The sequence below is a fragment of the Allobosea sp. 10L417 genome (genome assembly GCF_056395485.1).
Genome location: NZ_JBFTJP010000002.1, coordinates 813,328 through 839,654, shown reverse-complemented (window position 1 = coordinate 839,654; position 26,327 = coordinate 813,328). Strand labels below are relative to the sequence as shown.

Here is a 26,327-nt window from a genome sequence, read left to right as displayed (position 1 = left end):
ATGGCGCGCATCACCCGCGAGAACTACGCGTCGCTCTATGGCCCGACCAAGGGCGACCGCATCCGCCTCGCCGACACGGAACTCGTCATCGAGATCGAGGAAGACCACACCGTCTATGGCGACGAGGTCACCTTCGGCGGCGGCAAGGTCATCCGCGACGGTATGGGCCAGAGCCAGCGCAATGCCGCCGACGTGGTGGATCTCGTCATCACCAATGCGGTCATTCTCGACCATTGGGGGATCGTGAAGGCCGATGTCGGCATCAAGGATGGGCGCATCGCCGCGATCGGCAAGGCCGGCAATCCCGATATCCAACCCGGCGTCGACATCGTCATCGGCCCGGGCACGGATGTCATTGCCGGCGAAGGCAAGATCCTGACTGCCGGCGGCGTCGATGCCCATATCCATCTCATCGCGCCGCAGCAGGCGGAGATGGCGCTTGCCAGCGGCACGACGACCTTCGTCGCCGGCGGCACTGGGCCTTCCGTCGGCACGCTCGCCACCACCGTGACGCCGGGTCCCTGGTATATTCACCGCATGCTCGAGGCGATCGAGGAGCTGCCGCTCAATGTCGGCCTCCTCGGCAAGGGCAATGCGAGCCTGCCCGAGCCGCTGCGCGAGCAAATCCGGGCCGGCGCCATCGGCCTCAAGCTGCATGAGGACTGGGGCACGACCCCGGCCGCGATCGACTGTTGCCTCTCCGTCGCCGACGAAATGGACGTCCAGGTCGGGCTGCATTCCGACACGCTGAACGAGAGCGGCTTCGTCGGTGACACCTTCGCGGCGACGAAGGGCCGCGCGATCCATTCCTTCCATACGGAAGGTGCCGGGGGCGGCCATGCCCCGGACATCATCACGGCTGCCGGCCAGGAGAACATCCTGCCCTCCTCGACCAATCCGACCCGGCCCTACACGGTCAACACCATCGACGAGCATCTGGACATGCTGATGGTGTGCCACCACCTCAGCCCGCGGATTCCCGAGGACGTCGCCTTTGCGGAGTCGCGCATCCGCAAGGAGACGATCGCGGCGGAAGACATCCTGCACGATCTCGGCGCCTTCTCGATGATGTCGTCGGATTCGCAAGCGATGGGCCGTGTCGGCGAGACGATCCTGCGCTGCTGGCAGACCGCGCATAAAATGAAGGTGCAGCGCGGTCCGCTGCCCGAGGACAGCGAACGCAACGACAATTTCCGCTGCAAGCGCTATGTCGCGAAATACACGATCAATCCCGCGATCACCCATGGCTTCTCCCATGAGCTCGGCTCGATCGAAATCGGCAAGCGCGCCGATCTGGTGCTCTGGAAAACGGCCTTCTTCGGCGTCAAGCCGTCGCTGGTCCTGATCGGCGGCATGATTGCCACCGCGCCGATGGGCGACCCGAACGCCTCGATCTCGACGCCGCAGCCGGTGCATTACCGGCCGATGTTCGGCATCATGGGGCGTGCGCGGGCCAAGACCGGCGTCACCTTCGTCTCGCAGGCGGCGCTCGATGATGGAATCGGCGACAAGCTGCAGCTGCAAAAACAGCTGGTGGCGGTGAAAGGCACGCGCGGCATCCGCAAGAAGGACATGATCCACAATGCGCTGACGCCGAAGATCGAGGTCGATCCGCAGAACTATCAGGTGCGTGTCGACGGCGAACTCATCACCTGCGAGCCGGCGACCTCGCTTCCCATGGCGCAGCGATACTTCCTGTTCTGACGTCCGAGGGGTTCGGCACGGCCGCCTCGCCGTGCCCCCTGCCCGCTCCGCCGGGTTGAGCGTTCCTCGTCGGCAGGATCGTTCAGCGCGCGGCGGTGCAATCAGGTGGACCGCCGTCCGCGCTCATTGTCGGCAGCGAGACGCGCGTAACAGGCCGCTGGACAACCGCGTCGAGGCGATGCGGCAGACCGGCGTGGCCATGAAGAACCGGTTCAAGAAATCCAGCCTTCGCGGCTTCGCGGTCAATTTGCCCGAGCGTTGAACCGCCGCTTTATCCTATACCGCTCCGGTGGGGCTCTCGCCCGAGCAGACTCACGCTGAATAAGGATCTGATCGATGCTGGTGGATGACTTCCGTTCGGATACGGTCACGCGCCCCGACCACGGCATGCGGGCCGCGATGGCTGGCGCCGAGGTGGGCGATGCCGTCTACGACGATTGCCCGACCACCAAGCGCCTGGAAGCGATGACCGCCGAGAGGCTGGGAAAGGAAGCCGCCCTCTTCTTCCCCACTGGCACGCAGGCCAATCTCGCCGCTCTGATGGCCCATTGTGGCCGCGGCGACGAATATCTCGTCGGCCAGATGGCTCACACCTATCGGCTCGAAGGCGGCGGCGCGGCCGTGCTGGGCTCGATCCAGCCGCAGCCCTTGCCCAATGAGCCGGACGGCACGATCGCGCTCGACGCCATCGCCAATGCAATCAAGCCCAACGACTTCCATTTCGCGATGACGCGGCTGCTGGCGCTGGAGAACACCTTCAACGGCCTCGTCCTGCCCGATGCCTATTTGGAGGCTGCGACCGGGCTTGCCCGCTCGCGCGGCCTTGCCACCCATCTCGATGGCGCCCGGCTAATGAACGCAGCCGCGGCGAGCAACCGCGACGCGGCCTGGATCGCCGGGCAGTTCGACACGGTGTCGATGTGCCTCTCGAAGGGGCTGGGCGCGCCGATCGGATCGATCCTCGTCGGCCCGAAGGACTTCATCGAGAAGGCCCGCCGGATCCGGAAGATGCTGGGCGGCGGCATGCGCCAGACCGGCGTGATCGCTGCGGCCGCCATCTACGCCCTGGAGCACAACGTCGCGCGGCTCAGCGAGGATCACCGGCGCGCTGCGGATCTCGCGGCTGTGCTCGCGTGTTTTCCGGACCTCGGCGCGGGACCGGCGCGGACGAACATGGTGTTCATGACGCCGAAGGGGCTCGACACAGCCACCCTCGCCGCATTTCTGCGCGAGCGCGGCATCGGCGTCAGCGGCCGCTACGGGACGCTGCGCTGGGTTACCCATCTGGATGTGGATGACGCGTCCGTCGAGCGGGTTGCCGAAGCCTGCGAGGCCTTCTTCGACAAGCAGAAGCTCTCAACAGAGTTGAGATCCAACGCCTAAAGCGCGGGCCAGTCACCGTTTTTCCGGATTGCGAAAGCCGGGCGTGCGGCGCTTCTCCGCTGAAGCGTTGCAGCTCGCGCTGTGTGACCTGCATCACTGCGTGGCGCCACGAATGGACGCACATTCCCGGTCGCCGGGGGGCGAAAGCCAGTGCACCCGTTCCGGAGGAGCCATCATGCCTGCACACAGCCTTACGACGCTGACGGCCGGAAAGACGAGCATCGCGAGCTCGGCCGTCGAAGCATTTGCCGCACAGCTGAGCGGCAGCCTCCTCGCCCCGCATGATGCAGGCTATGACGACGCGCGCGCCATCTGGAACGGAATGATCGACCGCAAGCCCGGGCTGATCATACGCTGCATGTCCGCCGCCGATGTCGTCAGCGCGGTGCGGTTCGCGCGCGACAACGGGTTGCTCGTCTCGGTGCGCGGGGGCGGCCACGGCATCGCCGGGAACGCCGTTTGCGACGGCGGCCTGATGATCGATCTTTCGCCGATGAAATCAATCCGCGTCGACGCGGCAGCGCAGCGCGCCCGGGTCGAACCGGGAGCAACCCTCGCCGATGTCGACAGGGAGACGCAAGCCGCCGGGCTGATCGTGCCGACGGGCATCAATTCGACCACAGGCATCGCCGGGTTGACGCTGGGCGGGGGCTTTGGCTGGATCACACGGAAGTTCGGCCTGACCCTGGACAACCTCATATCGGTCGAGATCGTCACCGCCGATGGCGAACTCCGGCGGGCCAGCGAGACGGAAGAGCCCGACCTGTTCTGGGCCCTGCGCGGCGGCGGCGGGAATTTCGGCGTCGTGACGGCGTTCGAGTTCCGGCTGCATCGGTTTGGCCCTCAGGTCTTCTCGGGCCTCGTCGTCCATCCGCTCGACGATGCCGAGCTCATCCTGAAGAACTATCGCGCGGCGCTCGAAGCCGCCCCCGACGAGCTGACATGCTGGGCCGTGATGCGAAAGGCGCCGCCTCTTCCGTTTCTACCGGCGGAGTGGCACGGCAAGGAGGTGCTGATCCTCGCAATGTGCTACTGCGGCGACATCGCCGAGGGCGAAAAGGCCACTGCGATGCTGCGTTCGATCGGGAGGCCGATCGCCGATGTCGTCGGTCCCGCCCCGTTCACCGCGTGGCAACAGGCATTCGATCCCCTGCTCACGCCGGGCGCCCGCAACTACTGGAAGAGCCACGATTTCACCGAGCTCTCGGATGCTGCCATCGATATCCTGCTCCGTGCGGCGCGCCGGCTGCCGGGGCCGGAATGCGAGATTTTCATCGCGCATGTCGGCGGTGCCGCAGGCCGCGTGGCCGCCGCCTCCACGGCATTTCCCCAGCGCAGCTCCCATTTCGTGATGAACGTTCATGCGCGCTGGCGTGAACAAGGCATGGATCCGGCCTTCATTGGCTGGGCACGAGAGCTCTTCGAAACCGCGAGACCGCTTTCCGCCGGCACGGCCTATATCAATTTCATGCCGGCCGACGAGGCAGATCGCGTCCAGGAGGCCTACGGTGCCAGTTATCAGCGCCTCGCCATGCTGAAGTTACGCTACGATCCATCCAACCTGTTTCGCATGAATCAGAACGTGACGCCGATGACGAATACAATGGCGGCATAAGCACAGGGGCATTTCCACGCATTCCCGAACCGTGGAGATGCCCTATCGCTTGTTTTGGCGCGCTTTCTTTGCGCTATCGGGCGCCCGCTCGCCTGGAAGCGCCCTCGTCCGGCGGAAGCGGTTTCCGGCAGTCGCAGGGCGGCAAACGCCCCGGCGGCCGAGATCGACGAATGTCGGTGGCAGCGCCGAGATCGGCGATTGCTGCAGCGCCGCGAGCCGGAAGTTGCGATCGGGCCGATACGCAAGCGCCGCAAGCCTCAGCCGCCGGAAACGGCGTTCTTCGATTTATCCTGCCGGCCTAGTGTGCGCATACTTGCCGGATGGAGGGGGGCAGATGATGCGGGCTTTCTTGATCGCGTTTCTGTGCACGGCGATATCGACGGCGAGCGCGGCGGCCGACACGCTGGCACGGGCTCGCGAGACCGGCACGTTGCGGCTTGGCTTCCGGGCCGATGCGCCACCGTACTCCTATCGCACGTCCAGGGGCGATCCTTCCGGATACATCGTCGACCTCTGCCGCGAAGTTGCTGCCAGCGTGAAGAACGCGCAAGCCATCCCGGCGCTCAAGCTCGAATATTTCGAGGTCTCATCCGCGAATCGTCTCGAAGCCCTGCGCGATGGCAAGATCGATCTTCTTTGCGACCCGACTTCGATGACGATGTCGCGCCGCGCCATCGTCGATTTTTCGCTCCCGACCTTCATCGACGGCGCCGGCGTGCTGCACCGGAGCAACGAGGTCGTCCGCCTTGAGGATCTTCGCGGCAAAAGGATCGGCGTCCTGCGGGGCACGACGACCGAAGAAGTCCTGAAGGCGACGTTGGGGCAACTCGGAATCCAGGCCGAGATCATCCCGATGGCAACTCATCCCGACGGTGTCCGGAGCCTCTCCGCCGGCAAGATCGACGCCTATTTCGCGGATCGCGGGATCCTCAGCTATCATCTGCTGAACAGCCCGAACCGCTCGGGCATGAAGCTTTCCGACCAGTATTTCACGTTCGAGACCTACGCGCTGGCTCTGCCGCGCGGCGACGAAAAGCTGCGCTTGCTCGTCGACGCCACGCTGGCGGAGCTCTATCGCACCGATCGTGTGAAGGAGATCTACGCCCGCAGCTTCGGCAGCTTCCCGCCCGATCAGTTCACGCGCGCCCTCTTCGTCATCAACGGCGTGCCGAAATAAGGCGCGGGCCAGAGCGCGCGATACCCTGCGGACGACGAGCCCCGCCAGCGGGCAATTATGCAAGCCTGCGCTTGGCGCGGTTACGACGCGCCAAGCGCAATGGCGAGGGTCAGGGCCCGACGAGTTGCCCGCCGTCCACCACGATGCTTTGGCCGGTGACCCAGCTCGCCTTGGCGGAGGCGAGGAAGAGCACGACCTCGGCGACTTCCTCGGGCTTGCCCATCCGGCCAAACGGGATGGTGGCCAGCGTCGCCTGATAGAGCGCGGGGTTCGAGGTCTTTCGATCCTCCCAGGAACCGCCCGGGAACTCGATCGAACCGGGCGCGACGCAATTCACCCGGATCCCCTTGCGCGACAGCATCTTCGCCTGGCTCGCCGTATAGTGCATTACGGCCGCCTTGATGGCGCCGTAGGGCGCCGAACGCGAGGAGGCGCGCAGGGCCGAGATCGACGAGATGTTCACGATCGACGAGCCCGGTTCCATGTGCGGGATAGCCGCGTGGCTGCCGCGAACGACAGCCATCATGTCGACGCTCAGCGAGGCGGCCCAACCGTCCTCGTCGTCCGATTGGCCGAAACCGGAGGCGTTGTTGACGAGGATGTCCAGCCCGCCGAGGGCCTTCGCCGCCGCGGGCACATAGGCCGCAATCGCATCCGCGTCGGCGAGGTCGACGCTGGCCGCATGAGCGGTGACGCCGAGCGCCTCGATCTCCCGGCGCGTCGCCTCGAGCGGGCCAGCGCCCCGGGCACAGATCGAGACAGATGCGCCGCCCGCCGCGAAGCCGAGCGCGATGGAACGCCCGATGCCACGGCTGCCGCCCATCACGATCACGCGTTTGCCGGTGAATTCCTTGGTCATGCGGGCACTCCCCCTCCGCTTGTGCAGCGCCTTATAGCCGCGGTGAAGGGGGTGGCTTCAAGGCCCGCCAGCGCGCGGGCAGGGTTGCGCGGCGGGCGGGCGCGGATGTCAGGGCTCCCGCCGGTTTGACGTTAGGCGAGACAGCCGGACCAAACGCTGGCCCCTCAAGAAGGTCCGCTGCGGCTTCGCCTTCGCAATCGCCAACTCGACGCCAGGCAGATCGAACGACCGCGACTGGTCAGCCGCAGTCATGGCATATCTTTTCGGATATCCGGCGGATTGCCGGCCCGAGCGTGTTGCCGTGGACTAACTTGCCGCACGTCGCCGGCGGTATTCCGGGACTGGCAGGCCGCCCCACCCCCAGTTGTCGAGATCGACTTCCTCGATCACCACGAAGGTGGAGTCGAGCGGCTTGTTTAGGACATCGAACAGGAGCTGACTGTCGCTGGCGATGAGCCTGGCCTTCTCCTCGGCGGTTACCGAGGTACGGCCAGGGCCAGAGCCCTCCCGCGTGACCTGGATGGTGACGATCGGCATGAAAGCCTCCTTCTGGTTTGGCTTGCGCTTCAGTGGCCGGCGCTCTGTCCGCCGTCGACATGCAGGATCTCGCCCGTGACGAACGGAGCGCTCTCGAGGAACAGCACGGCGTCGACGATGTCCTTGATCTCGCCCATCCGCTTGACCGGGTGGAGATTGGCCAGGAACTCGTGCGTCTGGGGGGCGTGCATCGGCGTCTTGATCACGCCGGGCGAGACCGCGTTCACACGGATGCCGCTCTGAGCGTATTCGATCGCAAGCGCCTTGGTCGCCGAATTGATGCCGCCCTTGGTCAGATTGGCGAGCACGGTCGGGACGCCGGCGATCGCGTGGTCGGACAGGCTTGTGGTGATGCTGACGATGTGGCCCGAGCCCTGCTTCAGCATCGCGCCCGCGGTCTTCTGGGTGATGTGGAAGAAACCGGTGAGATTGGTCGCGATCTTGCTGGCGAAGTCTTCGGCCGTGTAATCGGTGAAGGGCTTGGCGATGAAGATGCCGGCATTGTTCACCAGCGTGTCCACCCGTCCGAAGCGGGCCAGCGCCTCACGGACGACCGCCTCGGCCGTCGCGGGATCGGCGATATCGCCGGGAACCGCGAGAATGTCCGGGTCAGCGCCCTGCTTGATGGAGCGCGACGTCGCGACGACGCGATAGTTGCGGTCGCGGAACCCCTTGACCAGAGCGGCGCCGATGCCCTGCGAGGCACCGGTGATGATCGCCACCTTCCGTTCGTTGCTCATGATGATCCTCGTCTTTGCGACAGCTCGCGGGACGCGCGCCGCCCGGCCGGTTCGGCCTGACGAGAACGATTTTCGGAAATTTCACCCTTCGACTGAATGCGCGACGTTCGGCAGTCATTCTTCCATAAATCGGAAGAGTTACTGTCTCAGCCATGCATCGCCACCGACTCCGCCGACAGCCGAGCGAAGTCCGCGCGCAGCCGGGGCACGGCGAAGTCGAGGAACGCCCTAACCTTCGGGAGGCTCGAACGCCCCTGCGGCAGCACGAGATTGACAGGGCGAGCCGGTGGCTCGGCGTCCCGCAGCAGGAGCTGGAGCGATCCATCCTGCACGCGCTCGGCGACGTGGTAGGTGAGGAGGCGGGTGACGCCCAGCCCACCGACGGCCGCACCCAGCGCCGCCCGCACGCTGTTGACGATGAGCCGCGGCTTGAACTGGACCGCGCGGGGAACCGAGCCGCCCTTCGCGGGCGGGAAGACCCAGGCATCGCGCCCGAAATCCGTGCAGGCGACAATGCTGTGCCTGCTGAGGTCGCCCGGCTCTTCAATGCGCGGGTGCTGGCTGAGATAGCGCGGTGCGGCCACGATCACCGGCCTGACGTCCCCGCCGATGCGGATCGCTGTCATCGCGGAATCGGGTAGCTCCAGGATGCGCAGGGCGATGTCGATCCGCTCCTCGATCAGGTTCGCGCCCCGCACGAGCAGGACGAGATTGACCGAGACAGCCGGGAAGGCCTCGACGAAGGCGTCGATAATAGGCCGCAGGATCTCCTCGCCGCTGATTGGCGGCGCCGTGATGGTCAGGGTGCCGCGCGGCGCGACACGCTCGCCGGCCGCCACGGCCTCGGCCTCCTGCAGCTCGGCAAGGACGCGGCGGCACGCGGCGGCATAGCGCTCGCCGATCTCGCTCAGCCTGATCGCCCGGGTTGTGCGGTGGAGCAGCGTCGCGCCGACCTGCTGCTCGAGGAAGGCGATCGCCCGGCTCACCGCTGCCGGGGAGCGCCCAAGCTGGCGCCCCGCCCCGGCGAGGCTCCCCTCGTCCAAGGCGGCTATGAAGACCTTCATCGCGTCGATGCGATCCATGCAGTGCCAATAGCCTCGTAGCGTCCAGCCTTCGCGGTTTCAGCAGCTTGTCAAGCGCGGAGGGCCGGCGACGGACAGCAGGCTTGCCCCATTGACGCGCGCCGCCGGGGCCGGCCCGGCGCGACGTCAGGGCCGTGCCGTACGGGCTTTCGTTCCTCTTTCCGTCCAGCGGCGGAAACCACCGGCTGCTGTTTGTGATCGGCGCCGCAGCGACGATTCTGGCCTCGGCCATCGACTCGCTGAGAACTGATCCGCAAGTGGCTCCCGGCGGACGCGCATCGCGGCTAAGCTCCGTTCCGCCCGCCGACAACCGGGCACCAATCGAAGAGGTTCATCGTGAGCGCGACAGGAAATACGAGACTTCTGGATCTCCTGGGCATCGAGCTGCCGATCATCCAGGGGCCCATGGCCCTCGCGACGACACCGGAGATGGTGATCGCCGTGAGCGAGGCCGGCGGGCTCGGCTCGCTGGCGGGTGCCCAATACAACGAGGCGGGACTGCGCGCAGCGCTCGACAAGGTGCGGGCCGGCACGCGGCGGCCGATCAACGTCAATTTCTTCTGCCATACGCCGCCGGCCGACGATCTGGCGCGCCAGGCGGCCTGGCTCGCAAGGCTGTCCGGCTATTATGCCGAGGCCGGGCTCGATCCGGACATGCCGAAGACGCCGGGCGGACGCACGCCCTTCGACGCCTCGCTCGCGACTGTCATCGAAGAATATCGGCCCGAGGTGGTCAGCTTTCATTTCGGCCTGCCCGCACCCGAATTGCTCGAGCGGGTGAAGCGCACCGGCGCCAAGGTCATCGCCTCCGCCACCACGGTGCCAGAGGCGCGCTGGCTCGCCGAGCACGGCGTCGACGCCGTCATCGCCATGGGCGCCGAGGCTGGCGGCCATCGCGGCACTTTCCTGACCGACCGGATCTCCGAGCAGGTCGGCACCTTCGCGCTGGTGCCGCAGGTCGTCGATGCCGTCTCCGTGCCTGTCGTCGCGGCGGGCGGCATCACGGACCGGCGCGGCGTCAGCGCCGCCTTCGCGCTCGGCGCCGCCGCCGTCCAGGTCGGCACCGCCTATCTGTTCACGCCGGAAGCGAGCATCTCGCCGATCTACCGCAAGGCCCTCGGCATGAGCGAACGGCCGACCGCGATCACCAACCTGTTCACCGGCCGGCCGGCGCGCGGCATCGTCAACCGCCTGATGGCGGAACTCGGACCGCTGTCGGGGCTTGCGCCGGCCTTTCCGACTGCCGGCACGGCGCTGGGGCCGCTGCGCAGTGCAGCCGAGGCGGCGGGGCGCGACGACTTTACCCTGCTTTGGGCCGGCCAGGCCTTCCCGCTTGCAAGACCAATGTCGGCGGCAGCTCTGACACGGACGCTGGCGGGCCTGGGCGCATGACGGTATCGGAAGGCTCGTGGACAACCATTGCGCGCTGCGGGATCGGCGCGTTGCAACCGAAGGCCGGATGCGCGGAGGTCCGCCTGCAACGATGTCGCCGCAGGTCGCCCTTGAATAGCGGCGCATGCCATGCGCATCATCGACGATCGTCAGCATCGGCGCGCCGGCCCATACCAGCAATGGCGATGCCAATGGCGCCCGCATCCGGAGCCGACGGCCTATGCCAAGCGCTTCACCGGCCAGTACGCGCACCCGCCATCCAAGCGCTGCATCGGCACAACTCGGCGCAGGAGGTGACACACAAGTTCGCCAAGGCAGCGATAGATGACGCCGGGGGCGATCAGGCCCTGGCGGACATGAGCGCGTAAACACACTCAAGACATTCGCAAAGGGAGGAGTCCGATATGAGCGACACTCTGCAACACAGCGAACCTGCGGGTGGAGCGGCCAAGGTGCCCGGTGTTGACCTGAAGCTCGAGGTCGTCGCCATCCCCGTCGCGGATGTCGATCGTGCGAAGCGCTTCTACGGCGGGTTGGGCTGGCGGCTGGATGCCGACTTCCGGGTCGGTGACAGTTTCCGCGTTGTGCAGTTCACGCCGCCGGGCTCGCCTGCCTCGATCCACTTCGGCACCGGCATTACTGCGGCTGCGCCCGGCTCGGCCAGCGGTCTCTATCTCGTCGTCTCGGACATCGAGATCGCGCGCGCCGAACTCGTCAAGGGCGGCGCCAAGGTCAGTGAGGTCTTCTACCGGACGGGGCCGGGCCAGCCGGCACTCAGCGGCCGGGATCCAGAGAGGCGCAGCTATCGCTCATACGCAACCTTCACCGACCCGGACGGCAATGGCTGGCTGCTGCAGGAGATCACCCAGCGCTTGGCCGGGCGCCTGGATAGCGGCAACACCGTGTTCGCCTCGCCAGGCGATCTCGCTGCTGCGCTCAAGCGCGCTGCGGCCGCTCATGGCGAGCACGAAAAGCGTACCGGCGAGCACGACGAGAACTGGCCGGAGTGGTACGCCGACTTCATGGTGGCCGAGCAGAACGGCGCGCCATTGCCGAGCTGAGCCGCGCCGCCTGGCACGAGGCCGGCGGCCCACATGAATGCGCCCGCGTTTGCTCTCGCAGCAAGGATGGAGGCTCACGCCATGGAGCAAAGCTTCGACGCCATCATCATCGGGGCCGGGCAGGCTGGCCCTTCCCTCGCGGCACGGCTGACCGCTTCGGGGATGAAGGTGGCCTTCGCCGAGCGCCACCTGTTCGGCGGCACCTGCGTCAATACCGGCTGCATGCCGACCAAGACACTCGTGGCAAGCGCCTATGCCGCGCATCAGGCCAACCGCGGCGCCGAGTACGGGCTCACGATCGACTGCCCGATCCGGATCGACATGGAGCGGGTTCGGGCCCGCGCCAACACCGTCACGATCAATGCCCGCACGGGCGTCGAGACCTGGCTGCGCGGCATGGACGGGGTGACAGTCTTCCTGGGGCATGCGCGTTTCGAAGGCCCTGACCGCGTCCGCGTCGACGAGGCCCTTCTGCGAGCGCCTCGCATTTTCATCAATGTCGGCGGGCGTGCGAGCGTGCCGGACATGCCGGGCGTCGAAGCGGTCGACTACCTCACCAACACCTCCATTCTCCGGCTCGGCACCGTCCCGAAGCATCTGGTCGTCGTGGGCGGGAGTTATATCGGCCTTGAATTCGCGCAGATGTATCGGCGCTTCGGCGCGGAGGTCACGGTCGTCGAGAAGGGGCCGCGGCTGATCGCGCGTGAAGATGAGGACGTCTCCGATGCCATCCGGGAGATCCTGACGGACGAAGGGATCGCGGTTCGCACGAACGCGACCTGCATCGCATTCAAGCCGCACCCGGACGGCGTGGCTGTTGGCGTCGATTGTACCGCCGGCGCCCCCGAGGTCGTCGGCTCGCACGTCCTGCTGGCGGTGGGCCGCCGGCCGAACACCGACGATCTCAGCCTCGACAGGGCCGGCGTGACGACGGATGCCCGGGGCTACGTCACCGTGGACGACGGCCTCGCCACCTCCGTTCCCGGTATCTGGGCGCTGGGCGACTGCAACGGCAGGGGTGCCTTCACCCACACCGCCTATAACGACTTCGAGATCGTCGCGGCCAATCTCCTCGACGGCGCGAGCCGCCGCGTCAGCGACCGCATCCCCGCCTATGCGCTCTATATCGACCCGCCGCTCGGCCGTGTCGGGATGACCGAGACCGAGGCCCGCAAGACCGGGCGCCCCCTGCTGGTCTCCAAGCGGCCGATGACGCGGGTGGGCCGCGCGGTAGAACGGGCCGAGACCAAGGGGTTCATGAAGGTCGTTGCCGACGCCGACACGAAGCGGATTCTCGGCGCCGCGATCCTCGGCATCAGCGGCGACGAGGCGATCCACGGCGTCCTGGACATGATGAACGCCGGCGCCCCCTACCCGACCCTGCAATGGGCCGTGCCGATCCACCCGACCGTCTCGGAGCTGATCCCGACCGTGCTCGGCGATCTGCGGCCGATCACTTGAACCATGGCCTTGGTGCAAAGGGGGCCCACTGACATGAGGTGACACCGAGTCATCGCTTCTGTGTGATCCGTCCATGGCAGCTGACCGCCGGGGCGACCGCAACTGTCCGAACGCGGAGGTATCTCGATGGCCGACGCATTGCCGGAACCGCTCAGGTCAACGGCCGGCACACTCCGGCAGTTCTCGAGCCTGCACGATTGGCGGCGGCAGGTTGCCGATCTCTATGCGACCGTCCGCTCCATGCCGGGACGCGAGGGCTGGGAGCACTGGCGCAGCACGCGCGACCGGCTCTTTCGCGAACACGCCCAGTCGCCGCTCCCGCCGGAACGGCGCGCCGGCTTCCGCGGCATCGACTGCTTCCCTTACGACCCCGCACTGCGCTTCGATGTCGGCCTGCAGAGCACCGGCGATCGCGAGGCGATCGACATCCGGCTCGGCGAGGACGAGGCGGTCCGGCTCGTCCCGTTCGCGCTTACCGACGGATTAAGTGCCGCGCTCGGCAAGGAGCTCACACTCTACTGGATGACCGGCTATGGCGGCGGCCTCTTCCTGCCCTTCGGCGACCTGACGAACCGCGACGAAACCTATCCCGCCGGGCGCTATCTCCTCGACACGATCAAGAGCGCCGACCTCGGCAAGACCGATGACGGCCGGCTGATCCTCGATTTCAACTTCGCCTACTTTCCATCCTGCGCCCATTCCGACGCCTGGGTGTGCCCGCTCGCGCCGATTGAGAATAGTTTGCCGGCAGCCGTCCGAGGCGGGGAACGGAACCCGCCGCCCACCGGATAGTTCGCGCATGAGCCTATCGGTCACCAGCCACCACGGCAGGGCAATTTCCTGCGCTATCGCTTGCACCGGCCGCCCCGCTTGCTAGCCTGTCATCCACCGACGCTCAGGAGCTTACCGCCATGCGTCCCATCTCCATGCTCTTCGCCGCTGCCGCGCTCATCGTCTCATCCGTGACGGCCGTCACGGCCCAGACCATCAAGATCGGCTCGAAGAACTTCACCGAGCAGTTCATCGTGGCGGAGCTTTATGCCGCCGCGCTGGAGAAGGCCGGCTTCAAGGTCGAGCGCAAGATCAATCTCGGCGGCACGCTGGTCGCGCATGAGGCTCTGAAGAGCGGCGCGATCGATCTCTATCCGGAATATACCGGCACCGGCTTCAACGCGGTGATGAAGGCGACGACGACCGAGACGGATCCCGAGAAGGTCCGTCAGATCGTCAAGGCCTACTACGAAAAGGAGTTCAACCTGACCTGGCTGAAGCCGTCGAACATCAACAACGGCTATGCGATCGTGGTCCGGCCGGAGACGGCCAGGGAATACAACCTCAAGACCCTCAGCGATCTCGGCAAGGTCGCGAACAAGCTCAGTCTCGGCGCCGGCACCGAATTCGTGGACCGGCGCGACGGCCTCGCCGGGCTGAAGGAGGTTTATGGCGCCGAGTTCCGCGAGTTCAAGCAGTTCGCAGCGTTGCGCCTGCGCTACGACGCGCTGACGCAGAAGCAGGTCGACATCGCCAACGGCTTCTCGACCGACTGGCAGATCGCGGCCGAAAAGTTCGTCGCGCTCGACGACGACAAGGGCCTGTTCCCGCCCTATTTCCTGGCGCCTGTCGTTCGCCTGGACATCGCGAAGAACGAGAAGGTGGTCGCGACCCTGGAGCAGGTGAACGCGCTGCTCGACAACGCCGTGATGCAGGAGCTCAACCGGCAGGTCGAGGTCGACAAGAAGGAGCCGCGCACCGTCGCGGCGAACTTCCTGAAAGCCAAGGGTCTGTAAGCGTTCGGCCCCGGCGGTCCTCTCATGACCTGGACGATCGAGAACTACGACCGCCTGCTTCTCGCGCTCTGGGAACATATCCAGCTCGTGGGAACCGGCCTCCTGATCGCGCTGGCGATCGGCCTGCCGCTCGGCGTCTTGTCCGCGCGGCGCCCGCGTCTGGCGCTCGGCGTCCTCCTGGTCGCCGGCGGGCTCTACACCGTGCCGGCCCTGGCGATCTTCGCGCTGCTCATTCCCTATCTCGGCCTCGGCTTCTGGCCGGCCATCGTGGCGCTCGTCGCCTATGCGCTCCTGATCATCATCCGCAACACCGCGACGGGCTTGCGCGAAATCCCACCGGACATCCTCGATGCGGCGGATGGCATGGGCTACGGCAAATGGCGCCGCCTCTTCGCCATCGAATTGCCGCTGGCGCTGCCGGTGATCATCGCCGGCATCCGCATCACCGTGGTGACTCAGGTCTCGGTCGCCACCGTCGCCGCCTTCGTCAATGCCGGCGGGCTCGGCGACATCATCTTCCAGGGCATCACCCAGGACTTCGGCGAAAAGGTCGTGATCGGCGCCGTCGTCACCTCGGCGCTGGCGATCTTCTGCGACGAGAGCCTGCGCAGGTTCGAGGTTTGGGTGCGCGCCCATCAGGCGGAGCAAGCCTGATGTTCGGCTGGATCTCGGCACATCCGCAGAGCTTCGTCTCCGCGATCCAGGACCATCTCTGGCTGAGCGCGACATCCCTCGCCGCCGTGCTGCTGATCGCCCTGCCCGGCGGCCTTGCCCTGACCCGTCATCGCAGCTGGGCTCAGCCCGCCATCGCGCTCGCCAACATCCTGAGGACCGTGCCTTCGCTGGCGCTGCTCGTCCTCATGCTGCCCGTCCTGGGAACGGGTTTCCCGCCCTCGGTCGTGGCGCTGACGCTCTATGGCCTGCCGGCCCTGCTGCTCAATACCTATACCGGAGTGACCGGGGTCGATGCCGACATCGTCGACGCGGCGCGCGGCCAGGGGCTGTCCGATGCCCAGTTGCTGAGGCGGATCGAGATCCCCCTCGCTCTGCCCGTGATCTTCGCCGGCATCCGCACCGCGGCCGTCCAGATCGTCTCGGCTGCGACGCTGGCCGCGTTCATCGGGGGCGGCGGGCTGGGCGAGCTGATCACCAGCGGCATGGCCAACTTCAATTTCCCGCAGCTGATCGCCGGGGCCGTCGCGGTCGCAGCCCTGGCCTTCGCGACGGAGATTTTCTTTGCGGGCCTCGAGCGGCTGACAACCCGCCGCCTGCAAACGGAAAGCGCATGACAATCCGGCTCGAACAGATCAGCAAGCACTTTTCCGGCGCAGCGCGCCCGGCCATAGACGGGCTCGATCTCACCGTCGAAACCGGCAAGCTTTGCGTCCTGATCGGCCCGTCCGGCTGCGGCAAGACCACGACGATGCGGATGATCAACCGGCTGATCGAGCCGAGTTCAGGCCACATCTTCGTCGGCGACCGCGACGTCACCCAGGCAGACCCGGTCGAGCTCAGGCGCCATATCGGCTACGTCATCCAACAGGTCGGGCTGTTCCCGCATATGACGATCGCCGAGAACGTGGCGACCGTGCCGAAGCTGCTCGGCTGGGACACCTCCCGCATCAGGGCTCGCAGCGAGGAGATGCTGGCGCTCGTCGGCCTCGACCCGGCGCAGTATCTGCCGCGCTACCCGCGCCATCTCTCGGGCGGGCAGCGCCAGCGCGTCGGCGTGGCGCGGGCTCTGGCCGCCGACCCGCCGGTGATGCTGATGGACGAGCCCTTCGGCGCGGTCGATCCGATCGCCCGCAGCCACCTCCAGGATGAGTTCCTGGCGATCCAGAAGCGGCTGAAGAAGACCGTGATCTTCGTCACCCACGACATCGACGAAGCCATCCGCATGGGCGACGTCGTCGCGATCATGCGCGACGGCAAGCTCGTCCAATACGACACGCCCGATCGTCTGCTCGCCGCACCGGCCGACGATTTCGTCGCCGATTTCGTTGGCGCCGACCGGGCGCTGCGCCGGCTCTCACTGGTCAACGCCGCCGACGCCGTCGAGCCGGGCTATGCTTCCGATGGTTTCGAGCTTCCCGGCTCCCTTCCGCTCCGGGGAGTGCTGTCGGCGCTGCTCGCGGAAGGCCGCGACGCCGCGACCATTGTCGACGAGCACGGTCGGCCCATTGGTCAGGTCACGCTGGCGGCGCTGCGGGCGCGCTGTGCCGGTCACCCCATTGCCGCGAGCGAAATGACCTGAATGAGTGCGGCGCAGGGATCGGTCGGGAGCCGACCGTTGCGGAGGTCAATGCCGGACGAGCTCAGCGCAGCCTGCATCAATGCGCCGGCCGCGCCCCGGCGGTGTCGTGGAGACGCGGCAGGAACCAGGCGAGGAGGCCGACCAGCGGGATGAAGGAACAGATCCTGTAGACCGTCTCGATGCCGAGGATATCCGCGAATCCGCCTAGCAACGCCGCCGCCAAGCCGCCGAGCCCGAAAGAGAGCCCATAGAAGAAGCCCCCGACGAGCCCGACGCGGCCGGGAAGCAATTCGAGCGCGTAGATCAGGATCGCGGCGAAGGCGCTCGACATGATCAGGTTGATCACGACGGTCAGAACGCCCGTCCAGAACAGATCGGCATAGGGCAGGATCAAGGTGAAGGGCAGCGCGCCCAGGATCGAGAACCAGATGATCTTGTTGCGGCCGATGCGGTCGCCCAGCATGCCGCCGCCCAGAGCGCCCACAGCCGAGGAGGCGAGGAACAGGAACAGCATGACCTGCGAATTCTGCACGGAGATGCCGAACTTGCCGATCAGGTAGAAGGTGTAGAACGAGGTGAAGCTCGCGGTATAGGCGTTCTTCGAGAAGAGCAGCACGATCAGGATCGTGATGGCGAAGGCGACCGAGCGGCGGCCGGGCCGGGCGGGCCGGGCGCCTGATGTTGCAGCGGGCTTGGACGGACGCGCACGGTCCAGCCGGGCATAGCTCGACGCCGTCCAGATCATCAGCATCATCGCGACGAGCGCCGCAACCGAGAACCAGGCGAGGCTCCCCTGCCCGCGCGGCACGATGATGAAGGCAGCAAGCAGCGGTCCGAGCGCGCCGCCTGTCTGCCCGCCGACCTGGAAGATGCCTTGCGCAAAGCCGTGCTGCCCACCGGAGGCGTTGCGCGCCATCCGGGTCGCCTCCGGGTGAAAGATCGACGAGCCGATGCCGACGCAGGCTGCCGACAGGAGCAGAAGCCCGTAGCTGCCGGCATAGGAGAGGCCGATCAGCCCGGCCAGCGTGAAGCCCATGCCCGCAACCATCGAATAGGGCATCGGGTGCTTGTCGGTATAGAGGCCGACGGCCGGCTGCAGCAGCGAAGCAGAGACCTGGAAGGTCAGCGTGATCAGGCCGATCTGGCCGAAGTCGAGGCGATAGGCCTCCTTGATGATCGGATAAATCGCTGGGATCAGCGACTGGATCATATCGTTGAGCAGATGCGTCACGCTGAGCGCGATCAGCACCGGCATCATGGCACGCTGAGGCAAGGAGGCGGTCTGTGCGCTGGTGGTCATCGCGGAGCCTTCCAGCACGCGCGGCCGGAACGATTCCTAACCGGCATGCAGAATGCGCTCTAGACGATCTCCGGGACGCAAACAATTTCGTAAGCCGGCGTCACGGCGATGCAAATAATGCATGCGCCAGCCACAAAGCGGCCGCATGGAGCGGACCCTGGACCTCCAACGCTGCGCGCGCAGCGCGAGCCTCCCGTTTCCCCCGCGCAGGAACGTGTGGTCAGGCTTGGCGCCGCTCTTGTCTCCGCATGAATTTTATCTTCAAGTTCGGCCCGTCACCTAGCCGACAGTCGCAACGTCCAGCGTCGGCACGATATGGATTGCTGGGACGGCGGGTTGCGAATGGTTTCGGTAGAGCTCAAGACCGTTTCGAAGAGCTGGGGCGGAGCCGCGGCCGTCGATGCCATCAGCTTCACCGTCGCAGGCGGCAACCTCGTCGCGCTGCTCGGCCCTTCCGGCTGCGGCAAGTCGACAACCCTCAGGCTGATCGCCGGGCTTGAGGACACCAGCAGCGGCACGATCTCGATCGGTGGCCGCGACGTCACGCATGCCTCGCCCTCGCGACGCGGCATCGCCATGGTGTTCCAGAACTACGCGCTGTTTCCGCATCTGAGCGTGGCCGAGAACATCCTGTTCGGGCTCAAGGTCCGCAAGGTCTCCCGCGCCGAGCGTGACGAGCGCCTGGCCCGCGCCGCCTCGATCCTCGGGCTCTCCGCCCTACTCGAACGCAAGCCCTCCCAGCTCTCCGGCGGCCAGCAGCAGCGCGTCGCACTGGGCCGCGCCATCGTCGCCGAGGCCCCGGTCTGCCTGATGGACGAGCCGCTCTCCAATCTCGATGCCCAGTTGCGCGTCGAGATGCGCCGTGAAATCCGGGAGCTGCAGCAACGCCTCGGCATGACCATGGTCTATGTCACGCATGATCAGATCGAGGCGATGACGATGGCCGATCAGGTCGTACTGATGCGCAACGGCAAGATCGAGCAGGACGCCCCGCCCGATGTGCTCTACGAGAACCCCGAGACGATCTTCGCGGCCCGCTTCGTCGGTACGCCGCCGATGAACGTGCTGCCGCTCACCGCCGTGCAGGGGCGCGGCGGCGCGCTGACCCAGCCTGTTGGCCTCGATCCGGCGGGGCTTGCGGTCGGCATCCGCCCGGAGATGATCGAGATCGGCGACAGCGGCGTCGCGGCAGAAGTCGTCGCGGTCGAATATCTCGGCTCGGACACGCTGATCGAGACCCGCGTCGACGGCCATTCCTTCATCGTCAAGCGCCCCGGCAAAGTGCGTGTCACAGCCGGCGAACAGATCTACATCACGTTGTCACAATCGGCGCTGCACTGGTTCGATCTGGCGTCGGAACGAAAGGTGGTTCGGGACTGAACCGGCCGCGCGAGTCGGACGCTCGAACCATCCCAGCAAGGGAGAGAGGACATTATGGACAGGCGTGAATTCCTTGGCGGCACCGCCGCTCTCGCGGGCGCGACCGCCCTGCCCGGCATCGCCCGCGCGCAGAGCACCGAGCTTTCCTTCTTCTACCCGGTCGCCGTGGGCGGGCCGATCACCAAGCTCATCGACGCCTATGCCGCCGGCTTCGAGAAGGAGAATCCCTCGGTCAAACTGAAGCCGATCTATGCCGGCACCTATCAGGAGACCATCGTCAAGGCGCTGACCGCGCACAAGAGCGGTAATCCGCCGGTGCTCTCGGTGCTGCTCTCGACCGACATGTTCACGCTGATCGACGAAGAGGCGATCGTTCCCTTCGACGACTTCGTCAAGACCGACGAGGACAAGAAGTGGCTGGCCAGCTTCTTCCCCGGCTTCATGGAGAACAGCCAGACCGGCGGCAAGGACCCTAACGAAAAGAAGACCTGGGGCATCCCGTTCCAGCGTTCCACGGTGGTGCTCTACTGGAACAAGGAGCTTTTCAAGGAAGCCGGGCTCGACCCCGAGAAGCCGCCGAAGACCTGGGCCGAACAGCTCGAGTTCGCGCAGAAGCTGACCAAGCGCGACGCCGCCGGCAACGTCACGCAATGGGGCATCCAGATCCCATCCTCCGGCTTCCCTTATTGGCTGTTCCAGGGCCTTTCGACCCAGGCCGGCGCAATCCTCGCCAACGCCGCGGGCGACAAGACCGACTATGCCAATCCAGGCGTCGTCGAGGCCCTTCAGTACTGGGTCGACCTCGCGCAGAAGTATAAGGTTCACCCGCCCGGCATCGTCGAATGGGGCACCACGCCGCGCGACTTCTTCGAGAAGAAGGTCGCGATGATGTGGACCACCACCGGCAACCTCACCAATGTCCGCGCCAATGCCAAGTTCCCCTTCGGCGTCGCGGTTCTGCCGGCCGGCAAGAAGCCGGGCAGCCCGACCGGCGGCGGCAATTTCTACCTGTCGAAGAAGGCGACCAAGGCCGAGCAGGAAGCCGCCTTCAGGTTCGTGCGCTGGATCACCACGCCCGAGCGCGCCGCCCAGTGGAGCGCAGATACCGGCTATGTCGCGGTGACACCGGCCTCCTACGAGACCGAGGCGATGAAGAAATACGTCGCCGATTTCCCGCAGGCGCTGGTCGCGCGCGACCAGTTGCCGAGCGCGGTCGCCGAGCTCTCGACCCATGAGAACCAGCGCGTCACCAAGGCGCTGAACGACGGGCTGCAGGCCGCGCTGACCGGCACCAAGACGCCGCAGAAGGCGATGGAGGATGCCCAGGCCGAGGCCGAACGCATCCTGAAGCCGTACCGCTGACCCGGACACCGAACTCTCGATGACGAACCGCGCGACCGCGACCATTCATGGCTGGCTGCTCCTGCTGCCCGCCATGGCGTGCCTGGCCCTGTTCACGCACTGGCCCGCGGTCGCGAGCTTCATCGAGAGCTTCTATTCGACCCCGAAAGCGCGCCGCCCGGCGCGCTTTGTCGGGCTCGACAACTATCAGCAGATGCTGGCCGACCCGATCTTCTGGAAGGCGCTGAGCAACAATTTCTGGTTCGCGCTCGGCACCATCCCGACCTCGATCGCGCTGGCGCTGCTGATGGCGGTCTGGGTCAACGACAAGATCGCGGGGCGGACGCTGGTCCGCATGGCCTTTTTCACGCCGACGATCCTGCCGATGATCGCGGTCGCCAATATCTGGCTGTTCTTCTACACGCCGCAATACGGGCTTCTGGAACAGATCATCGGCCTGTTCGGCGGCCGCTCGACCAACTGGCTGGGATCGCAGGACACCGCGCTCTACGCCATCACCGTCGTCGCGATCTGGAAAGAAGCCGGCTTCTTCATGATCTTCTACCTCGCGGCGCTGCAGGCGATCCCGCCCAGCCTCGGCGAAGCGGCTGCGATCGAAGGCGCCTCGCGCTGGACTTTCTTCCGGCGCATCCAGTTCCCGCTGCTGATGCCGACGACGCTGTTCGTGCTGATCAACGCAGTGATCAACGCCTTCCGCATGGTCGACCATATCGTGGTGATGACGCGCGGCGGGCCGGACAACGCCACCACGCTGCTGCTCTACTACATCTATCAGGTCGGCTTCGGCTTCTGGGACACGGCCTACGCGGCGACGCTGACCTGCGTGCTGCTGGTGCTGCTCGCGCTGGTCGCGTTCGTCCAGTATGGCTGGCTCGAACGCAGGACGCACTATCGATGAGCGCCCCGACGCGCACAGACCCTTACGCGCCCAAAGGCTTCTCGCTCACGCTGGAATCCACCGGCGCGATCCTGCTCGCACTCATCTGGGTGCTGCCGCTGGCCTATGCCGTCTGGGCCGCGTTCCACCCGGCCGAATACACCACGCGCTTCGTACTGACTGCGCCGCTGACGCTGGACAATTTCACCCGCGCCTGGGCCGCGGCGCCCTTCGCCCGCTATTTCCTCAACACCTTCATCCTGGTCACCATGATCCTCGCCTTCCAGCTCGTGCTGGGGACGCTCGCAGCCTATGCGCTGGCGCGGCAGGATTTCTGGGGCCGCGACGTCGCCTTCGTGCTGATCCTGGCGCAGCTGATGATCATGCCGGACGCGCTGATCGTCGAGAACTACCGCACGCTGGCCAAGGTCAACCTGATCGACACGATCCCGGCGATCGCCCTGCCCTACATCGCCTCGGCCTTCGGCATCTTCCTGCTGCGGCAGACCTTCAAGACCGTGCCGAAGGAACTGGACGACGCGGCGCGCGTCGAGGGTGCGAACCCGCTGCAGGTGCTGATGAGGGTCTATGTCCCGCTCGCGAAGCCGACCTACATCGCCTACGGCCTCGTTTCGGTCAGCTATCACTGGAACAACTTCCTCTGGCCGCTGCTCGTCACCAATTCGGTGGAGTCACGGCCGCTGACTGTCGGCCTGCAGGTCTTCTCCTCGGCAGACCAAGGCATCGACTGGGCGATCATCTGCGCGGCGACACTGATGACCTCGGCGCCGCTGCTCGTCGGTTTCCTGCTGTTCCAGCGCCAGTTCGTGCAGAGTTTTATGCGCGCGGGCATCAAGTGACATCGAGGCTGATCCGTTGAAGCTGATCACCTGGAACATTCAGTGGGCACGCGGCGTCGACGAGCGCGTCGATCCACGCCGCATCATCGACCACGCCCGGCAGATGGCCGATTTCGACGTGCTCTGCCTGCAGGAGGTCGCGGCCAACTTCCCCGACCTCGACGGCAACGACCGCACCGACCAGTTCGCCCTGTTCAGCGAGCTCCTTCCCGGCTTCACCGCGATCGAGGCTGTTGGCGTCGATGTCCCGGATGGCGAGGGCGGGCGCAAGCGCTTCGGCAACCTTCTGCTGACGCGGTTGCCGGTAGCGCAGGCGCTGCGCCACCTGTTGCCCTGGGAAGCGGCGGCGACGCGCAACATGCCGCGCGTGCTGGTCGAGGCGATGGTCGAGACACCCTTTGGGCCGATCCGGGTGATGACGACGCATCTTGAATATTCCTCTTCCATGCTGCGCACCGCGCAGGTCGAGGGCATCCGGCAGGTTCACCGCATGGCCGCTGCGCGACAGGCGACGCCGCGAGCGCCCGGTCCGCACACCTATGCTCCGACGCCTAACGCCGCGAGCGCGATCCTGACCGGCGATTTCAACATGCGCCCGGATGATGCCGGGCTGGCGCAGTTGCTCGCGCCGTTCGAGGGCGATGTGCCGCCGCTGGTCGATCTCTGGCCGGTTCTGCGCGGCGACGCGCCGCATCCGCCATCGGCCTTCATCTGCGACCAGACCTACGGCCCGCCCGGTTGCCTCGATTATGTGCTGGCGACGCCGGATCTCGCCGCACGGGCGCGCTCCATCGTCTACGACGTCGAGACGCGGGCCTCGGACCACCAGCCGATCCTGGTCGAGTTCGACCTCGGATGATCTTCACCCGGCAGGACCACGACCGGCTCCATGCGATCCTGAGCGAGGCGGCTCGCCGCGAGGTGATGCCGCGCTTTCGCCGGTTGGCTGATGGCGACATCCGCGCCAAGCAGGCACCCGGCGATCTGGTGACGGAGGCCGACGAGGCGGCCGAGCGCTTCATCTGCGCCGAGCTGGCGAAGGCCTTTCCGGGCGCGGCGCTTGTCGGCGAGGAGGCGGTGACCAAGGACCCCGCCCTACTCGGGCAATTGGCCGATGCCGATCTCGCCTTCGTCATCGATCCGATCGACGGCACGCTCAATTATGCCAGCGATCTCTCGCTCTTCGCGGTGATGGCAGCCGTCATCGTCAAGGGCGAGATCGCCGCCGCCGTGATCCATGATCCGGTCGCGGATGACAGCGCCATGGCGCTGCGCGGCGAAGGTGCATGGCTAAGGCGTGCGGATGGCTTCAGCCGCGACCTACGCGTCGCCCCGGCCGTCCCGACGCGGCACATGAACGGCATGGCGAGCTGGCAGTATTTCCCGGAGCCGATGCGCGGCACGCTTCCGGGCCGCTTCCCGGCCTTCCTCGAAGTCGGGTCGCTGCGCTGCTGCGGCCAGGAGTACCGGCTGGCCGCTGCGGGACGCTGCCAGTTCCTGCTCTACGGCGTCCTCAACCCCTGGGACCACGCGCCGGGCGTGCTGCTCTACGGCGAAGCCGGTGGCCATGCACGACTGCTCGATGGCCGGCGCTATTCCGCAACCGAGCGCCCGGCCGGGCTGCTCTGCGCGCCCGACGCGGAAAGCTGGAAGGAAATCCGCCGGATTCTGCTCGACTGAACAGCGCCCGCCCATGATCAGCGGGCCTACAGGCACTTTCCGAACGAGCCATCCCATCCGCGATTTCGCCGCTGGTCAGAGATCGCGCGCCACGCGGAAGCCGTTTGTATAGAAGCGCACATCGGCCTCGTATTTGAAGCGGGCGGCCGAGCGCAGATAGCGTGGATCGTTGTTGAAGGAGCCTCCGCGCAGCACGCGCTCGCGGCAGCCGGGCACCACATAGGCGCTGCCGTCGCGCGGTGCATTGCGATAACTTTCGCTCCAGCAATCCGCGACCCATTCGGCCGCATTGCCGGCCATGTCGTAGAGGCCGAGGGCATTGGGCGGATACTGGCCTGAAGGGACGGCGCTCCGGAGTGGCCGATCATTGCAGCCCAGGCAATTCGCGCGGTCCTTTTCCACGGTCTGGCCCCATGGATAGGTCGTCGTCGTGCCGGCGCGAGCCGCATATTCCCATTCGCTCTCGCTGGGCAGCCGGTAGCGCTTGCCGGTCTTGGCCGAGAGCCAAGCGAGATAGGCGTTGGCGTCGTTCCAGTGAATATCCGTGACGGGGCGCTTGCCGCGCCCAAGGCCGCGATCGTCGGGCCGGTAGTTGCAGCCGCCCTCGCTGACGCAGCGGTCCCATTCATCCAGGCTGATCTCGCGCGTGCCGAGATAGAAGCCGCGAATGGTGACGGGGTGAACCGGCTTCTCGAACTCATAGAGATCGTTCGAGCCCATCTGGAAGGAGCCGGGCGGTATCGCCGTCAGCTCGGGGCAGTCGCTGCAATCGCGGATCGGTCCGGTCTTCGGCGCCGGTGCGGCAGGCGTTGCCGCAGCCGGGGGCGGAGCGACCGAGGCTGCAGACACCCCGGGCTTGCCCCGGTAGAGTTGCTCGCGGGTGCGCGCCAGCGTCGAAAAGCGGCCATTCGGATAGGCGTCGAGATAGGCGCGGTACTCGCTGGCATTCTCGCTGTTGCGGATCGATTCCCAGAAGGCGAGTTCGAAGGCGTCCGGCGAGGCGTCGGGTCCGGTCGGTGGCAGGATGACGGCGCGGCTCGCCTGCGCCACCGCAACGGGCTGGCCGACAGGTGTCACCACCAGCCCCTTCGGCGGTTCGGATGAAAGCCAGATCTGCTGGCTGCGCCGGCTCGCCCGCGCCACCGCGTCGCGCACGCGGACGACAGCCGCCGCCATGTCGAGACCGGGCGTGCGGATCGCCTTCAGCCATTCCTCGACCGCGTGGTTCCCGCGGGGCCCGGAATCCGCGACCGTCTTTCCCGGCGAGGCCGTGAACATCACCGCGACGGTCTCGAGCGGCTCGGTCGCGCGAAGGCCCCTGCCCCGCGCCTGCCAGGGATTGTCGCGGCTGGCGTCGATCAGCACGAGGGCGCTTGACGGCTTGGCGATGATCAGCGGGTCGATCACCTCGTCGAGATCGACCGCGTCCTGCACAGGGTTAGGCGACATCGGCACGATGAAATTGCGGTCGCGCTGCTGCACGGCATGGCCGGAATAGAAGACGACGGCCTGCGCACCGGGCCGCAGCTTGCCGGCAAATTCGGCGATGGCCTGCCGCGTCTCCGCACGGGCGCCGTTCTCGATCGCGATCACCTCGAAGCCGCCGTCGCGCAGGGCCGCAGCGACCGCCCGCCCCTCTGCCGGCGCCTGCGCGACGGCGGCGTCGGGGTAGGTGCCGTTGGCGATCACCAGCGCGATGCGGGCGGGCGGCGCAGCCTCCTGCGGCAGGGCGGGACTGGCCGCAAGCGCGATGAGCGGCACGGCGAGAAGGAAGAAGCGCAACCAGTCCATGCTTGGCGACCATTCGTCATCGGCG

At 66.5% G+C, this 26,327-nt stretch carries 25 protein-coding genes; 19 read left to right on the top strand and 6 right to left on the bottom strand.

Annotated features, from left to right (window positions below):
• From ureC to AC1DE3_RS10140, 4 genes are all read left to right on the top strand, one after another.
• Positions 1-1,704 carry an urease subunit alpha gene (gene ureC / locus AC1DE3_RS10155; protein ID WP_441511478.1) on the top strand — a complete coding sequence of 568 codons (1,704 nt, stop codon included), beginning with the start codon at positions 1-3 and terminating at the stop codon, positions 1,702-1,704.
• Between the two features lie 336 nt (positions 1,705-2,040).
• Positions 2,041-3,087 (top strand): low-specificity L-threonine aldolase, encoded by a 1,047-nt coding sequence (gene ltaE, locus AC1DE3_RS10150; RefSeq protein ID WP_476852327.1) that lies wholly within the window; start codon positions 2,041-2,043, stop codon positions 3,085-3,087.
• 175 nt (positions 3,088-3,262) lie between these two features.
• The gene (locus AC1DE3_RS10145; protein WP_441511476.1) at positions 3,263-4,702 is read left to right on the top strand and encodes an FAD-binding oxidoreductase; all 1,440 of its coding nucleotides are present in this window, start codon (positions 3,263-3,265) and stop codon (positions 4,700-4,702) included.
• A 334-nt stretch (positions 4,703-5,036) separates the two neighbouring features.
• Positions 5,037-5,879: an amino acid ABC transporter substrate-binding protein gene (locus AC1DE3_RS10140; protein ID WP_441511475.1), complete on the top strand. Its 843-nt coding sequence runs from the start codon at positions 5,037-5,039 to the stop codon at positions 5,877-5,879.
• Positions 5,880-5,988: 109 nt separating this feature from the next.
• Here the strand turns inward: AC1DE3_RS10140 and AC1DE3_RS10135 are convergent, their stop codons facing one another.
• From AC1DE3_RS10135 to AC1DE3_RS10120, 4 genes are all read right to left on the bottom strand, one after another.
• The gene (locus tag AC1DE3_RS10135; RefSeq protein WP_441511474.1) at positions 5,989-6,738 is read right to left on the bottom strand and encodes an SDR family NAD(P)-dependent oxidoreductase; all 750 of its coding nucleotides are present in this window, start codon (positions 6,736-6,738) and stop codon (positions 5,989-5,991) included.
• 306 nt (positions 6,739-7,044) lie between these two features.
• Complete coding sequence (locus AC1DE3_RS10130) at positions 7,045-7,275, bottom strand: tautomerase family protein (RefSeq protein ID WP_441511473.1); 231 nt, start codon at positions 7,273-7,275, stop codon at positions 7,045-7,047.
• 29 nt (positions 7,276-7,304) lie between these two features.
• The gene (locus AC1DE3_RS10125) at positions 7,305-8,015 is read right to left on the bottom strand and encodes an SDR family NAD(P)-dependent oxidoreductase (RefSeq protein WP_441511472.1); all 711 of its coding nucleotides are present in this window, start codon (positions 8,013-8,015) and stop codon (positions 7,305-7,307) included.
• Between the two features lie 146 nt (positions 8,016-8,161).
• Positions 8,162-9,097 (bottom strand): LysR family transcriptional regulator, encoded by a 936-nt coding sequence (locus tag AC1DE3_RS10120; protein ID WP_441511471.1) that lies wholly within the window; start codon positions 9,095-9,097, stop codon positions 8,162-8,164.
• Positions 9,098-9,433: 336 nt separating this feature from the next.
• On the opposite strand from AC1DE3_RS10120, the gene AC1DE3_RS10115 reads away from it, so the two are divergent.
• The 9 genes from AC1DE3_RS10115 to AC1DE3_RS10075 all read left to right on the top strand — a co-directional run bounded on the left by AC1DE3_RS10115 (position 9,434) and on the right by AC1DE3_RS10075 (position 17,052).
• Positions 9,434-10,489: an NAD(P)H-dependent flavin oxidoreductase gene (locus AC1DE3_RS10115; protein ID WP_441511470.1), complete on the top strand. Its 1,056-nt coding sequence runs from the start codon at positions 9,434-9,436 to the stop codon at positions 10,487-10,489.
• A gap of 129 nt (positions 10,490-10,618) precedes the next feature.
• Positions 10,619-10,786: a hypothetical protein gene (locus AC1DE3_RS10110; protein ID WP_441511469.1), complete on the top strand. Its 168-nt coding sequence runs from the start codon at positions 10,619-10,621 to the stop codon at positions 10,784-10,786.
• A 107-nt stretch (positions 10,787-10,893) separates the two neighbouring features.
• Positions 10,894-11,550 carry a VOC family protein gene (locus tag AC1DE3_RS10105; protein ID WP_441511468.1) on the top strand — a complete coding sequence of 219 codons (657 nt, stop codon included), beginning with the start codon at positions 10,894-10,896 and terminating at the stop codon, positions 11,548-11,550.
• An 81-nt stretch (positions 11,551-11,631) separates the two neighbouring features.
• On the top strand, positions 11,632-13,011 hold the full coding sequence (locus AC1DE3_RS10100) for an FAD-containing oxidoreductase (protein WP_441511467.1): 1,380 nt from the start codon (positions 11,632-11,634) through the stop codon (positions 13,009-13,011).
• A 126-nt stretch (positions 13,012-13,137) separates the two neighbouring features.
• Positions 13,138-13,803, top strand: coding sequence for a DUF1684 domain-containing protein (locus AC1DE3_RS10095; RefSeq protein ID WP_441511466.1), 666 nt, complete (start codon positions 13,138-13,140; stop codon positions 13,801-13,803).
• Positions 13,804-13,922: 119 nt separating this feature from the next.
• Positions 13,923-14,798 (top strand): glycine betaine ABC transporter substrate-binding protein, encoded by an 876-nt coding sequence (locus tag AC1DE3_RS10090; RefSeq protein WP_441511465.1) that lies wholly within the window; start codon positions 13,923-13,925, stop codon positions 14,796-14,798.
• Positions 14,799-14,822: 24 nt separating this feature from the next.
• Positions 14,823-15,452, top strand: coding sequence for an ABC transporter permease (locus AC1DE3_RS10085; protein ID WP_441511464.1), 630 nt, complete (start codon positions 14,823-14,825; stop codon positions 15,450-15,452).
• Positions 15,452-16,087, top strand: coding sequence for an ABC transporter permease (locus AC1DE3_RS10080; RefSeq protein ID WP_476779701.1), 636 nt, complete (start codon positions 15,452-15,454; stop codon positions 16,085-16,087). The genes AC1DE3_RS10085 and AC1DE3_RS10080 overlap by 1 nt, the downstream gene beginning before the upstream one ends.
• On the top strand, positions 16,084-17,052 hold the full coding sequence (locus tag AC1DE3_RS10075; RefSeq protein WP_441511462.1) for an ABC transporter ATP-binding protein: 969 nt from the start codon (positions 16,084-16,086) through the stop codon (positions 17,050-17,052). The genes AC1DE3_RS10080 and AC1DE3_RS10075 overlap by 4 nt, the downstream gene beginning before the upstream one ends.
• A 76-nt stretch (positions 17,053-17,128) precedes the next feature.
• Here the strand turns inward: AC1DE3_RS10075 and AC1DE3_RS10070 are convergent, their stop codons facing one another.
• The gene (locus AC1DE3_RS10070; RefSeq protein WP_441511461.1) at positions 17,129-18,352 is read right to left on the bottom strand and encodes an MFS transporter; all 1,224 of its coding nucleotides are present in this window, start codon (positions 18,350-18,352) and stop codon (positions 17,129-17,131) included.
• Positions 18,353-18,694: 342 nt separating this feature from the next.
• Here AC1DE3_RS10070 and AC1DE3_RS10065 point away from each other — a divergent pair, with 342 nt between their 5' ends.
• Genes AC1DE3_RS10065 through AC1DE3_RS10040 form a run of 6 tightly spaced genes read left to right on the top strand, consistent with a single transcriptional unit; the run spans position 18,695 to position 24,511 of the window.
• A complete protein-coding gene (locus AC1DE3_RS10065) occupies positions 18,695-19,732 on the top strand; it encodes an ABC transporter ATP-binding protein (RefSeq protein ID WP_441511460.1) in 1,038 nt (345 codons plus the stop codon).
• Positions 19,733-19,786: 54 nt separating this feature from the next.
• Complete coding sequence (locus AC1DE3_RS10060; protein WP_441511459.1) at positions 19,787-21,094, top strand: ABC transporter substrate-binding protein; 1,308 nt, start codon at positions 19,787-19,789, stop codon at positions 21,092-21,094.
• 19 nt (positions 21,095-21,113) lie between these two features.
• On the top strand, positions 21,114-21,992 hold the full coding sequence (locus AC1DE3_RS10055; protein WP_441511458.1) for a carbohydrate ABC transporter permease: 879 nt from the start codon (positions 21,114-21,116) through the stop codon (positions 21,990-21,992).
• Complete coding sequence (locus AC1DE3_RS10050; RefSeq protein ID WP_441511457.1) at positions 21,989-22,831, top strand: carbohydrate ABC transporter permease; 843 nt, start codon at positions 21,989-21,991, stop codon at positions 22,829-22,831. Before AC1DE3_RS10055 ends, AC1DE3_RS10050 begins: the two co-directional genes overlap by 4 nt.
• Before the next feature lie 16 nt (positions 22,832-22,847).
• A complete protein-coding gene (locus AC1DE3_RS10045; protein WP_441511456.1) occupies positions 22,848-23,690 on the top strand; it encodes an endonuclease/exonuclease/phosphatase family protein in 843 nt (280 codons plus the stop codon).
• The gene (locus AC1DE3_RS10040) at positions 23,687-24,511 is read left to right on the top strand and encodes an inositol monophosphatase family protein (protein ID WP_441511455.1); all 825 of its coding nucleotides are present in this window, start codon (positions 23,687-23,689) and stop codon (positions 24,509-24,511) included. The genes AC1DE3_RS10045 and AC1DE3_RS10040 overlap by 4 nt, the downstream gene beginning before the upstream one ends.
• A gap of 75 nt (positions 24,512-24,586) precedes the next feature.
• Here the strand turns inward: AC1DE3_RS10040 and AC1DE3_RS10035 are convergent, their stop codons facing one another.
• Positions 24,587-26,302 carry an SUMF1/EgtB/PvdO family nonheme iron enzyme gene (locus AC1DE3_RS10035; protein ID WP_441511454.1) on the bottom strand — a complete coding sequence of 572 codons (1,716 nt, stop codon included), beginning with the start codon at positions 26,300-26,302 and terminating at the stop codon, positions 24,587-24,589.
• Positions 26,303-26,327 lie beyond the last annotated feature (25 nt).